The sequence below is a fragment of the Variovorax sp. GW823-FHT04B03 genome, from assembly GCF_058796495.1.
Genome location: NZ_JBXAIT010000001.1, coordinates 1,194,470 through 1,207,059, shown reverse-complemented (window position 1 = coordinate 1,207,059; position 12,590 = coordinate 1,194,470). Strand labels below are relative to the sequence as shown.

13 protein-coding genes are annotated in these 12,590 nt (G+C 69.2%); 12 read left to right on the top strand and 1 reads right to left on the bottom strand.

From position 1 onward, the window contains the following. Positions 1-11 precede the first annotated feature (11 nt). The 12 genes from paaA to AC1RAD_RS05380 all read left to right on the top strand — a co-directional run bounded on the left by paaA (position 12) and on the right by AC1RAD_RS05380 (position 12,182). Positions 12-1,022, top strand: coding sequence for a 1,2-phenylacetyl-CoA epoxidase subunit PaaA (paaA, locus tag AC1RAD_RS05435; RefSeq protein ID WP_159275002.1), 1,011 nt, complete (start codon positions 12-14; stop codon positions 1,020-1,022). Beyond that, entirely contained in the window at positions 1,019-1,315 is a 297-nt protein-coding gene (gene paaB / locus AC1RAD_RS05430; RefSeq protein WP_159275003.1) for a 1,2-phenylacetyl-CoA epoxidase subunit PaaB, read from the top strand. Before paaA ends, paaB begins: the two co-directional genes overlap by 4 nt. Before the next feature lie 17 nt (positions 1,316-1,332). Next, positions 1,333-2,112, top strand: a complete 780-nt coding sequence (gene paaC / locus AC1RAD_RS05425; RefSeq protein ID WP_159275004.1) for a 1,2-phenylacetyl-CoA epoxidase subunit PaaC — start codon at positions 1,333-1,335, stop codon at positions 2,110-2,112. Continuing rightward, positions 2,106-2,636 (top strand): 1,2-phenylacetyl-CoA epoxidase subunit PaaD, encoded by a 531-nt coding sequence (gene paaD / locus AC1RAD_RS05420; RefSeq protein WP_373866851.1) that lies wholly within the window; start codon positions 2,106-2,108, stop codon positions 2,634-2,636. The genes paaC and paaD overlap by 7 nt, the downstream gene beginning before the upstream one ends. Before the next feature lie 12 nt (positions 2,637-2,648). Continuing rightward, positions 2,649-3,734: a 1,2-phenylacetyl-CoA epoxidase subunit PaaE gene (gene paaE / locus AC1RAD_RS05415; RefSeq protein ID WP_062478643.1), complete on the top strand. Its 1,086-nt coding sequence runs from the start codon at positions 2,649-2,651 to the stop codon at positions 3,732-3,734. Between the two features lie 53 nt (positions 3,735-3,787). After that, positions 3,788-4,933, top strand: coding sequence for an ABC transporter substrate-binding protein (locus AC1RAD_RS05410; protein ID WP_062478646.1), 1,146 nt, complete (start codon positions 3,788-3,790; stop codon positions 4,931-4,933). Positions 4,934-5,072: 139 nt separating this feature from the next. After that, on the top strand, positions 5,073-6,101 hold the full coding sequence (locus AC1RAD_RS05405; protein ID WP_062478648.1) for a branched-chain amino acid ABC transporter permease: 1,029 nt from the start codon (positions 5,073-5,075) through the stop codon (positions 6,099-6,101). Next, positions 6,098-7,996 (top strand): branched-chain amino acid ABC transporter ATP-binding protein/permease, encoded by a 1,899-nt coding sequence (locus tag AC1RAD_RS05400; protein ID WP_492734131.1) that lies wholly within the window; start codon positions 6,098-6,100, stop codon positions 7,994-7,996. Before AC1RAD_RS05405 ends, AC1RAD_RS05400 begins: the two co-directional genes overlap by 4 nt. Next, positions 7,993-8,724, top strand: a complete 732-nt coding sequence (locus AC1RAD_RS05395) for an ABC transporter ATP-binding protein (RefSeq protein ID WP_062478652.1) — start codon at positions 7,993-7,995, stop codon at positions 8,722-8,724. Before AC1RAD_RS05400 ends, AC1RAD_RS05395 begins: the two co-directional genes overlap by 4 nt. 58 nt (positions 8,725-8,782) lie before the next feature. Further along, on the top strand, positions 8,783-10,834 hold the full coding sequence (paaZ, locus tag AC1RAD_RS05390) for a phenylacetic acid degradation bifunctional protein PaaZ (RefSeq protein ID WP_447741525.1): 2,052 nt from the start codon (positions 8,783-8,785) through the stop codon (positions 10,832-10,834). Then, a complete protein-coding gene (locus AC1RAD_RS05385; protein ID WP_492677216.1) occupies positions 10,834-11,592 on the top strand; it encodes an SDR family NAD(P)-dependent oxidoreductase in 759 nt (252 codons plus the stop codon). The genes paaZ and AC1RAD_RS05385 overlap by 1 nt, the downstream gene beginning before the upstream one ends. Positions 11,593-11,621: 29 nt before the next feature. Further along, complete coding sequence (locus AC1RAD_RS05380) at positions 11,622-12,182, top strand: methyltransferase family protein (RefSeq protein WP_307584171.1); 561 nt, start codon at positions 11,622-11,624, stop codon at positions 12,180-12,182. Here the strand turns inward: AC1RAD_RS05380 and AC1RAD_RS05375 are convergent. Next, entirely contained in the window at positions 12,163-12,585 is a 423-nt protein-coding gene (locus tag AC1RAD_RS05375) for a hypothetical protein (RefSeq protein ID WP_307584172.1), read from the bottom strand. The two genes, AC1RAD_RS05380 and AC1RAD_RS05375, sit on opposite strands and share 20 nt — an antisense overlap. Positions 12,586-12,590 lie beyond the last annotated feature (5 nt).

The window sequence follows — 12,590 nt, the reverse complement described above, 5'->3', positions numbered from 1 at the left end:
AGGACACGCACATGTACACCCAGGCCATGGACACGATGGGCAAGGACGCAGGCGACGGCAAGCAGAAGGCCGTGCGCTCCGCCGACGAGCTGCGTCTCGAGGAACGCTTCGATGCGCGCATCGACGCCGGCGACTTCATCGAGGCGAAAGACTGGATGCCCGAGCACTACCGCAAGACGCTGGTGCGCCAGATCAGCCAGCACGCGCACTCCGAAATCGTCGGCATGCTGCCCGAGGGCAACTGGATCAGCCGCGCGCCCACGCTCAAGCGCAAGGCCATCCTGCTGGCCAAGGTGCAGGACGAAGGCGGCCACGGCCTGTACCTGTACGCCGCCGCCGAAACGCTGGGCACCTCGCGCGACCAGATGTTCGACGCGCTGCACACCGGCAAGGCCAAGTACAGCTCGATCTTCAACTACCCCACGCTCAGCTGGGCCGACATGGGCACCATCGGCTGGCTGGTCGACGGCGCGGCCATCATGAACCAGGTGCCGATCTGCCGCTGCTCGTACGCACCGTATGCGCGCGCCATGATCCGCATCTGCCGCGAAGAGAGCTTTCACCAGCGCCAGGGCTACGAAGCGCTGCTGACGATGATGAAGCAGGGCACCGACGCGCAGAAGGCGATGGTGCAGGACGCGGTCAACCGCTGGTGGTGGCCCTCGATCATGATGTTCGGCCCGCCGGACGACCAGTCGCCCAACTCGGCGCAGTCGATGCGCTGGGGCATCAAGCGCTTCAGCAACGACGAGCTGCGCCAGAAGTTCATCGACGCCACCGTCGAACAGGCCGCGATCCTCGGCGTGACGCTGCCCGACCCCGACCTCAAGTGGAACGAAGAACGCCAGGCGCATGACTTCGGCGTCATCGACTGGAGCGAATTCTGGCGCGTGATCGCCGGCGACGGCCCCTGCAACCGCGAACGCCTGCAGGCCCGCGTCGATGCCTGGGACGACGGCGCCTGGGTGCGCGAAGCCGCCCTCGCCCACGCCAACAAACAACCTCTGAAGGAAGCAGCATGAGCACCGAAATGAAGCAAGAGTGGCCTCTGTGGGAAGTGTTCGTGCGCAGCAAGGCCGGCCTCGATCACAAGCACTGCGGCAGCCTGCACGCGGCCGACCCGAAGATGGCGATCCAGATGGCGCGCGACGTCTACACGCGCCGCCAGGAAGGCAGCAGCATCTGGGTGGTGCGCTCCGACCAGATCGTGGCCAGCGACCCGGGCGACAAGGACATGTTCTTCGACCCGGCCGAAGACAAGGTCTACCGCCACCCCACCTTCTACGCGCTGCCCAAGTCCGTGGACCACATGTGAGCCAGGAACGGCACGCCATGCAAGCCTCGATCGAACTGAACCGCACGCCCGCCGTGCACTACCTGCTGCGCATCGGAGACACCTGCCTGGTGCTCGCGCAGCGCCTGGGCGAATGGTGCGGCCACGCACCGGTGCTCGAAGAAGACATCGCGATGGCCAACATCGCGCTCGACCTCGTCGGCCAGGCCCGCGCCGTGCTCACGCACGCCGGCCAGCTCGAAGGCGCCGGCCGCGCGCACGACGAAGACCAGCTCGCCTACCTGCGCGACGAGCGCGACTACTTCAACCTCACGCTGGTCGAGCTGCCGCGCGGCGACTTCGCCTTTGCCGTGCTGCGCAACACCATGGTCGCCACGCTGCTCAAGCTGCTGTGGCAACGCCTGGCCGCATCGAACGACGCCGAGGTGGCCGCCATCGCCGGCAAGGCGCTGAAGGAAGCGCGCTACCACCAGCAGCACTCGGCCGACTGGGTCGTGCGCCTGGGCGACGGCACCGACGAATCGCGCCGCCGCACCGAGAAGGCGCTCAAGCAGCTGTGGCTCTACGTGCCCGAGCTGTTCGACAGCGACGACGTCGATGCACAGGCCAGCGCCAGCGGCCTCGGCCCGGCCTGGAGCGAACTGCGCGAGCCGTGGCTGGCCGAGATGCAGCAGGTGCTCGACGCCGCCGGCCTCGCCATGCCGAAGGAAGCCGCTTTCCGCAGCACCGGCAAGCACGGCGTGCACAGCGAGCACATGGGCTACATCCTGGCCGAGATGCAGCACCTGCAGCGCAGCTTCCCCGGAGGCGTGTGGTGACGAACGCACTGGCGTCGCGCATTGATGCGGCGTGGGCCGTGCTGCACACCGTGCCCGACCCCGAGGTGCCGGCCGTGTCGGTCTGCGACCTGGGCATCGTGCGCGAGGTGATCGAGCACGACGACGGCCTGGAGATCGTGCTCACGCCGACCTACTCCGGCTGCCCCGCCACCGAAGCCATCGAGCACGACGTGCTGGCCGCCATCGAGAACGCAGGCCTGGGCCGTGCGCGCGCCACGCTGCGCCGCGCACCCGCCTGGACCAGCGACTGGATCAGCGACGCAGGCCGCGACAAGCTCAAGGCCTACGGCATCGCGCCGCCCGCGCACCTCACGCCCGAGCAGGCCTCCAACACCGCCATGCCGATCAAGCTCTTCGGCCGCATGGCAGGCGAGCGCATCGCCTGCCCGCGCTGCGCGAGCGAGCGCACCGAGCGCCTGTCGGCTTTCGGCTCCACCGCCTGCAAGGCCCTGTACCGCTGCATGGCCTGCCGCGAACCCTTCGAACATTTCAAGCCTATCTGAGGCACGCCCACGATGAGCACCCTCTTCCACCCCCTGCGCGTGAAGGCCATCGAGCCCGACACGCACGAGGCCGTCATCGTCTCGTTCGAGGTGCCGCCCGCGCTGCGCGAAGTCTTCGGCTTCACGCAGGGCCAGTACCTCACGCTGCGCCATGACATCGACGGCCAGGACCTGCGCCGTTCCTATTCGATCTGCGCCGGCCTCGACGACGGCGAGCTGCGCGTCGGCGTGCGCAAGGTGCGCGGCGGCGTGTTCTCCAACTGGATCAACGCCCACCTGCAACCCGGCGACAGCCTGCAGGTAATGGCGCCGCAAGGCCGCTTCTTCGTGCCCATCGAGCCCGAGGCCGCGCGCCACCACGTGGGCATCGCCGGCGGCAGCGGCATCACGCCGATCCTGTCGATCATGAAGACCGTGCTGGCGCGCGAGCCCAAGAGCCGCTTCACGCTGATCTACGGCAACCGCCAGCTGCAGTCCACGATGTTCAAGGAAGAGATCGAGGACCTGAAGAACCGCTACATGACGCGGCTCGTGCTGCAGCACGTGTTCTCCGACGAGCACACCGATTCGCCGCTGGGCTTCGGCGTGATGAACCGCGAGAAGATCGGCGAGTTCCTGGCCTCGGTGGTGCCCGCCGCGCAGATCGACCACGTGTACGTGTGCGGCCCGTTCCAGATGAACGACGAGGCCGAGGCCGCGCTGCTCGCCGCGGGCGTGCCCGAGGACCGCATCCACATCGAGCGCTTCGGCGTCGCGCTGCCTTCGGCCAGCCAGGTCGGCGCGGTGGTGCACGAGGCGCAGCCGGGCGACGCCAAGCAGGCGCGCGTGACCATCGTGCGCGACGGCCTGCAGCGCGAGATCACCTACACCGAGGGCCAGCCCAGCATCCTCGATGCGGCGTCGGCAGCCGGGCTCGAGGTGCCGTTCTCGTGCACCTCGGGCGTGTGCGGCACCTGCCGCGCGAAGTGCGTGGACGGGGAAGTCCGCATGGAAAGAAACTTCGCGCTCGACAAGAATGAGGTGGCCGCGGGATTCGTGCTGACCTGCCAGGCCCACCCCCTGACCGAACGCGTCACGCTGTCCTTCGACGAGCGTTGAACGCACGGCTTTTCCCTCGGCCTTTCCCCTTTCAACCCGGAGACAAACCAACCATGAAATTCTTCAAGCCCCTGCTGATCGCCGCCCTGTGCGCCACGGCCCTCTCGGCCTGGGCCGACGTCAACGTCGGCGTGACCATCTCGGCCACCGGGCCGGCGGCGTCGCTCGGCATTCCCGAGAAGAACACCATCGCGCTGATGCCCAAGACGATCGGCGGGCAGAAGATCAACTACATCGTGCTGGACGATGCCTCCGACACCACGGCCGCCGTGAACAACACGCGCAAGCTGATCGCCGAGAACAAGGTCGACGTGATCCTGGGCTCGACCACCACGCCGGCCTCGCTCGCGATGATCGACGTGGCCAGCGAAGCGCAGACGCCGATGATCTCGGTGGCCGCCTCGGCCCGCATCATCGAGCCGATGGACGCCAAGAAGAAGTGGGTCTTCAAGACGCCGCAGAACGACATCATGATGTCGCTGGCCATCGCCGAGCACATGGCCGCCAACGGCGTGAAGACGGTCGGCTTCATCGGCTTCTCCGACGCGTACGGCGAAGGCTGGGCGCAGGAATTCGCCAAAGCCGCCGACCTGAAGAAGATCAAGATCGTGGCCAACGAACGCTATGCGCGCTCCGACACCTCGGTCACCGGCCAGGCGCTGAAGCTCATGTCGGCCAAGCCCGACGCGGTGCTGGTCGCCGGCTCCGGCACGCCGGCCGCGCTGCCGCAGAAGACGCTCAAGGAGCGCGGCTACACCGGCAAGATGTACCAGACGCACGGCGTGGCCAACGCCGACTTCCTGCGCGTGGGCGGCAAGGACGTGGACGGCACCTTCCTGCCGGCCGGCCCGGTGCTCGTGGCCGACCAGCTGCCCGCCAGCAACCCGGTGAAGAAGTCTGCGCTCGCCTACGTCGCCGCCTATGAAGCCGCCTATGGCAAGGGCACGGTCTCGACCTTCGGCGCGCACGCCTGGGACGCGGGCCTCCTGATGAGCTCGGCCGTGCCGGTCGCGCTGAAGAAGGCCCAGCCTGGCACGCCCGAGTTCCGCGCCGCGCTGCGCGATGCGCTCGAGCAGACCAAGGACGTGTCGGGCGCGCACGGCGTGTTCAACATGACCGCGGCGGACCACCTGGGCCTGGACCAGCGCGCGCGCGTGATGGTCAAGATCGAAAACGGCGCCTGGAAATTCCAGCCCTGAAGCACTGAACTCGCCCCCAGGCTTCGCGCACTTCGTGTCGCCTCTCCAACCCCCTACCGGGGGCAACACCTGAGGCCCGGCAAAGCCGGTTCCTCGGTGTTCCTGATCTGAATCACGGGCGACGCCCGAAGGTTGTTTTATGGACTTGCAGATTGCCCTGTTGCTGGGGCAGGACGGCATCGTGAACGGCGCGGTCTACGGACTGATGGCGCTCGCGCTGGTGCTGGTGTTTTCGGTCACGCGCGTGATCTTCATTCCGCAGGGCGAGTTCGTCGCCTTCGGTGCGCTCTCCATGGCGGCGCTGCAGGGCGGGCGCACGCCGGCCACGCTGTGGCTGCTGGTGGCGTTGGGCGTCATGGCGCTGGCCGTGGAGGTGTGGCGCTGGAAGCGCGGCGCGACCATCGACTGGCGCTCGGCCTTCACCTGGTGCGTGGCCTTCCCGGCCATCGCCGCGGTGCTGGTGCTGGGCCTCAAGCCCACGTCGATGACGATGCAGGCGGTGACCACACTGGTGCTGATCGCGCCGCTGGGCCCGCTGCTGTACCGCCTGGCGTACCGCCCGCTGGCCGATGCCACGGTGCTGATGCTGCTGATCGTCTCGGTCGCGCTGCACGGCGTGCTGGTCGGCCTGGGCCTGTTCTTCTTCGGTGCCGAAGGTTCGCGCACCACGCCGTTCTCCGACGTGCGCTTCGACATCGGCGGCATCCCCGTGAGCGGCCAGTCGCTCGTGGTGGTGGGCGTCACGCTGCTCTTGGTGATTGCGATGTTCTGGTTCTTCGGCCGCTCCATGGTCGGCAAGGCGCTGCGCGCCACCGCCATCAACCGCGTGGGCGCGCGGCTCTCGGGCATTCCCACCGAGCTGTCGGGCGACCTGAGCTTTGCGCTCGCGGCGCTCATCGGCGCGGTGTCGGGCCTGCTGATCGCACCGATCACCACGGTCTACTACGACACCGGTTTTCTCATCGGCCTGAAGGGCTTCGTGGCCGCCATCGTCGGCGGGCTCGCGAGCTACCCGCTGGCGCTCGCGGGCGCGTTGCTGGTCGGCCTGCTGGAGGCTTTCTCTTCGTTCTGGGCCAGCGCGTACAAGGAAGTGCTGGTGTTCACGTTGATCATTCCGGTGCTGTGGTGGCGTTCGCTGCGCAGCCATCATGTGGAGGACGAGGAATGAGCGCGTCGCCCACCACTTCTTCCGCCACGACGGCACACGCCGGCCGTCCGCTGGTCACGCCGCGCACGCTCACGCTGGTGTGCATCGTGGCGCTCGCGCTGGCCTGGGGCTGGCTGCCCGACTTCACGGTCGCGGTGCTCAGCAACATCGGCCTGTATGCGCTGGTGGCCGCCGGGCTGGTCATGCTGACCGGCGTGGGCGGCATGACCTCCTTCGGCCAGGCCGCGTTCGTCGGCATGGGCGCCTATGCCACCGCGTGGATCTGCACCTCGCCCACGGCCGCGGGCTGGCTCGGCGGCATCGCCGGTTCGGCGCTGGTGCCGTGGCTCGGCCTGCTGCTCGGGCTGGTGCTGACCTTCGCGCTGGCCTGGGCGCTCGGCGCGGTCACGCTCAAGCTGTCGGGCCACTACCTGCCGCTGTGCACCATCGCCTGGGGCCTGAGCCTGTACTTCCTGCTCGGCAACATGGAGTTCCTGGGCGGCCAGACCGGCATCACGGGCGTGCCGCCGCTGGTGGTGGCGGGCGTCTCGCTGGCCTCGCCGCGCGCGCTCGGCGTGGTGATCTGGGCCGTGCTGCTGCTGGCGCTGTGGGCGCTGCACAACCTGCTCGACTCGCGCGAAGGCCGCGCCATCCGCGCGCTCAAGGGCGGCCGGCTCATGGCCGAATCGATGGGCGTCGACACGGCGCGCCACCGCATCAAGCTGTTCGTGCTGGCCGCGCTGCTGGCGGCGGTGTCGGGCTGGCTCTACGCGCACATGCAGCGCTTCGTGAACCCGACGCCCTTCAACCTGAACATCGGCATCGAGATGCTGTTCATGGCGGTGGTCGGCGGCGCGGGCCACCTGTGGGGCGCGGTGCTCGGCGCCACGCTGATCACGCTGCTGAAGGAGAAGCTGCAGGACATCCTGCCCGCGCTGCTGGGCACCAGCGGCAACTTCGAGGTGGTGGTGTTCGGCCTGCTGATGCTGTTCGTGCTGCAGCGTTTTGCCGACGGCCTGTGGCCCACGCTGGCGCGGCTCGTGAGCCGCTGGGTGCGGCCGGTGGCCAAGGTGCCCGCAGCCAACGCAGCCGCACCGACGGCGCAGCTCGCACAGCGCGTGCTGCCGGCGGCGGGCACGCTGCTCTTGCAGGCCGACGCGGTCAGCAAGCGCTTCGGCGGCCTCATCGCCAACAACGACATCTCGATGACGCTGAAGGCCGGCGAGATCCACGCGCTGATCGGCCCGAACGGCGCGGGCAAGAGCACCTTCTTCAACATGATCTCGGGCGTGGACGACCCCAGCTCGGGCCAAGTGCGGCTCGAAGGCGATGCCATGTCGGGCCGCCCCTCGCGCGCCTTCGCGTCGCGCGGCCTGGGCCGCACCTTCCAGCACGTGCGCCTGCTGGGCCAGCGCAGCGTGGTCGAGAACGTGGCGCTCGGCGCGCACCTGCGCGCCAAGCGCGGCTGGCTCGCAGCCATGCTGCGGCTGGACCGCGCCGAAGAAGCCGCGCTGATGGCCGAAGCCCGCAAGCAGATCGAGCGCTGCGGCCTCGGCGCGCATGCCGACACGCCGGCCGCCTCGCTCTCGCTGGGGCAGCAGCGTGTGGTCGAGATCGCACGTGCGCTCGCCGGCCAGCCGTCGGTGCTGCTGCTGGACGAACCCGCCGCCGGCCTGCGCCACCTGGAAAAGCGCGCGCTCTCCGAGCTGCTGGGCCAGCTGCGCGCCGAAGGCCTGGGCATCCTCGTGGTGGAGCACGACATGGAGTTCGTGATGAACCTCGCCGACCGCATCACCGTGCTCGAGTTCGGCACCGTGATCGCCACCGGCACGCCAGCCGAAGTGCAGGCCAACCCGCGCGTGCTCGAGGCCTACCTCGGTGGCGCCGACGACGAACTGCTGGAAGACGCCCGATGAGCCATCCCATTCTTCAACTGGAAGACTTCTGCGTCGCCTACCGCACCGTCGAGGCGGTGCACAGCGTGCGCCTGCACGTGAACGAAGGCGAGATCGTCACCGTGATCGGCCCCAACGGCGCCGGCAAGACCACGCTGCTGTGCGCGGCCATGGGCCTGCTGCAGTCGACCGGCAAGCTGTCGCTGGACGGCGAGCGCATCGCGCGCCCCGGCGTCGAGACCATGGTGGCGCGCGGCGTGGCGCTGGTGCCCGAGCGGCGCGAGCTGTTCGGCGAGATGTCGGTCGAAGACAACCTGCTGCTCGGCGGCTTCTACCAGTGGCGCAAGGGCCAGCGCGACCAGCGCGCGCGCATGGACGAGATCTTCGAGATCTTTCCACGCCTGAAGGAGCGCCGTCCGCAGATGGCCTCCACGCTCTCCGGCGGCGAGCGCCAGATGCTGGCCATCGGCCGCGCGCTCATGGCGCGCCCGCGCCTGCTGATGCTCGACGAGCCGTCGCTGGGCCTGGCCCCGCTGGTGGTGCGCGAGGTGCTGCGCGTGGTGTCGCAGCTGCGCAAGCACGGCGTGTCGGTGCTGCTGGTGGAACAGAACGCCCGCGCCGCCCTGCAGGTGGCCGACCGCGCCTACGTGCTCGAGATGGGCGCCGTGGCGCTCGAAGGCAATGCCGGCGATCTGCTGCACGACCAGCGAATCATCGATACCTACCTGGGCATCGGCAACAAGAAATGACCCCCGCGCAGCGCGCGCACCGCGCCGCTGCGCCTTCCCTCTTCAAAGGACACGCGCCATGACCACCCTTCAAAGCTACATCGCCGGCCGCTGGATCGGCCAGGAAGCCGCGCAATCGCTGCGCAGCGCCGTCAACGGCCAGGCCGTGGCGAGCACGCACGCCGAGGCCATCGACTTCGCCGAGGCGCTGGCGCATGCGCGCCGCGTCGGCATTCCCGCGCTCATGAAGCTCGACTTCCAGCAGCGCGCCGAGCGCCTGAAGGCGCTGGCCAAGTACCTGGCCGCGAACAAGGAAGCGCTGTATGCCGTGTCGGCCCACACGGGTGCCACGCGCGCCGACGGCTGGATCGACATCGAAGGCGGCGCCGGCACGCTCAGCGCCTACGCCAGCATCGGCACCAACGAGCTGCCCTCGGGCAACCTCGTGCACGAAGGCCCGGCCTTCCCGCTCGGCAAGAAGGGCGGCTTCGCGGGCACGCACATCCTGGTGCCGCGCGGCGGCGTGGCGGTGCACATCAACGCCTTCAACTTCCCGGTGTGGGGCCTGCTCGAGAAGTTCGCGCCCAGCTTCCTGGCCGGCATGCCCTGCATCGGCAAGCCGGCCACGGCCACCAGCTACCTCACCGAGGCGCTGATGAAGCTCATCGTGCAGTCGGGCATCCTGCCCGAGGGCAGCCTGCAGCTCGTGATCGGCAGCACGGGCGACCTGCTCGACCGCCTCGAAGGGCCCGACGTGGTCACCTTCACCGGCTCGGCCGACACCGCCGCCAAGCTGCGCGTGAACGCGAACCTGGTGCGCCAGTCGATCCCGTTCAATGCCGAGGCCGACTCGCTGAACTGCGCGATCCTCGCGCCCGACGTGACGCCCGACGACGAGGAGTTCGATCTCTTCGTGAAGGAAGTGGCGCGCGAGATGACCATCAAGGCCGGCCAGAAGTGCACGGCCATCCGCCGCGCGATCGTGCCGCGCCAGCATCTCGATGCGGTGGCCGAGAAGCTGCGCGCCCGCCTGGCCAAGACCGTCATCGGCGACCCCTCGCGCGAAGACGTGCGCATGGGCGCCCTCGCCTCGCGCGACCAGCAGGCCGACGTGGCCGAGCGCGTCGCCACGCTGCTTCAGGGCGCGGAGCTGGTGTACGGCGAACGCGACGGCTTCGCGCCCGTGGGCGACGGCGTGAGCGAAGGCGCGTTCTTCGCGCCCACGCTGCTCTTGAGCCGCAAGCCGCTCGAACACGACGCCGCGCACGACGTCGAGGCCTTCGGCCCCGTCAGCACGCTCATGCCCTACGACGGCATCGACGAAGCGCTGGCACTGGCCGCGCGCGGCAAGGGCAGCCTCGTGGGCACGCTGGTCACGCGCGACCCGGCCATCGCGGCCAAGGCCATTCCGGTCGCTGCCGCCTGGCACGGCCGCCTGCTGGTGCTCGACCGCGAGGCCGCCGCCGAATCGACCGGCCACGGCTCGCCGCTGCCGGTGCTCAAGCACGGCGGCCCGGGCCGCGCGGGCGGCGGCGAAGAGCTCGGTGGCCTGCGCGCCGTGAAGCACTACCTGCAACGCGCCGCGCTGCAGGGCTCGCCCACCATGCTGGCCGCCGTCACCGGCGAGCACGTGCGCGGCGCCGCGCTGCGCGAGAGCGAGGTGCATCCCTTCCGCCGCTACTTCGAAGAGCTGCGCATCGGCGACTCGCTGCTCACGCACCGCCGCACGGTGGGCGAAGCCGACATCGTCGCCTTCGGCGGCATCTCGGGCGACTACTTCTACATGCACTTCGACGAAGAGGCGGCCAAGGCCTCGCCCTTCGGCAAGCGCATCGCGCACGGCTACTTCGTGCTGTCGGCGGCCGCGGGCCTGTTCGTGTCGCCCTCGCCCGGCCCGGTGCTGGCCAACTACGGCCTGGACACGCTGCGCTTCGTCAAGCCCGTGGGCATCGGCGACACCATCCAGGCGCGCCTGACCTGCAAGCGCAAGATCGACCGCAACAAGAAGGACGCGAGCGGCCAGGGCCAGGGCGTGGTGGCCTGGGACGTGGAGGTGACCAACCAGCTCGGCGAACTGGTCGCGAGCTACGATATCCTGACGCTCGTCTCCAAGAAACCAGAAACCACCTGATGTTCGATCTCACAGGAAAAGTCGCGCTCGTCACCGGCGGCAACGGCGGCATCGGCCTCGGCATGGCACAGGGCCTCGCCAAGGCCGGCGCCCGCGTCGTCATTGCGGCGCGCAATGCGCAGAAGTCGGCCGCCGCGGTCGAATCGCTGAAGGCCCTGGGCAGCGACAGCTTCGCGCTCGCGCTCGACGTGACCGACGAAGCCTCGGTGCAGAAGGCCTTCGACGAGGTTGCCGCGCGCTGCGGCCGGCTCGACATCCTCGTGAACAACGCCGGCACCACGGTGCGCAAGCCGGTCGACCAGCTCGCGCTGGCCGAGTGGCACCAGGTGATGGACACCAACCTCACCAGCGCCTTCCTGTGCAGCCGTGCCGCGCACCCGCACCTGAAGGCCGCGGGCGGCGGCAAGATCATCAACATCGGCTCGATGATGTCGATCTTCGGCGCGCCCTACGCCCCGGCCTATGCGGCGAGCAAGGCCGGCATCGTGCAGCTCACCAAGTCGACCGCGCTCTCGTGGGCGGTCGACCAGATCCAGGTCAACGCCATCCTTCCGGGCTGGTTCGAGACCGAGCTGACCGACGGTGCGCGCACCCAGATCCCGGGCCTGTACGAGCGCGTGAAGGCGCGCGCCGCGGCCGGCCGCTGGGGCCAGCCTTCGGACATCGCAGGCACCGCCGTGTTCCTGGCCAGCGCCGCCTCCGACTACGTGACCGGCACCGCCATCCCGGTCGACGGCGGGTTTTCGATCTCCGGCTGAGTCTTGCGGGCCGTGTAAATTCGGCCGCCATGCTCCTCTGGTTCCAGCTCTTTCTTTTCGTCGCCGGCACGGCCGCGCTGCTGTACGTGTCGCGCGGGCCGCTGAGCCAGCCCGGCTCGCACGGCTTCTACCGCTTCTTCGCGTGGGAATGCATGCTGGTGCTGATCGTGCTGAACCTGCCGGTGTGGCATGTCGATCCGCTCTCGTTCACGCAGCTGCTCTCGTGCGTGCTGCTGGCGCTGTCGATCTGGCTGCCGATCCACGCGGTGCGGCTGCTCAAGGCGCAGGGCAAGCCGAGCGAGGCGCGCAACGACGACCCGGCCCTGTACGGCTTTGAAAAGACCTCGGCGCTGGTGACCACCGGCGCCTTCCGCTACATCCGCCACCCGATGTACACGGCGCTGATGCTGCTGGCCTGGGGCGCGTTCCTCAAGCAGTTCACCTGGCTCACGCTGGCGCTCGTGCTGATGGCCACGCTGTTCCTCTTCCTGACGGCGCTGCGCGACGAGAAGGAATGCCTCGCGCATTTCGGCGACACCTACCGCGACTACATGCGCGGCACGCGGCGCTTCATTCCTTTCGTGCTGTAGCGCTGCCTGGCGCTTCGGGCGCGCCCTCTTCTCTCCTCGCGCCCCACCAGGCCGCGAGCACCAGCCCGCCCTTACGCACCAGCAGCACCGCCATGACCACGAGCACGGCCCGCGACGCCACGTAGCCCGCGATACCGAGCACCGTGGACGGCAGCGGCTTGGACGCCCAGAAGATGACCCAGGCCGCCAGCCCGGCCATCGCCAGCCCGCCGACGACCAGCATCACGCCACCCACCATCCACGTGAGGATCGCGAGCCGCGCGGCCAGGCCGGTCAGGCGGTCGGCGCCGGGCCAGTCGCGCCAGGTCCACAGCGCGGCCAGGCCCAGCGACCCCATCATGGCCGCCAGCAGGCCCATGAGGCTGTAGCCGACCACGGTGATGATCTGGTTCAGGTCCGGCATGCAGG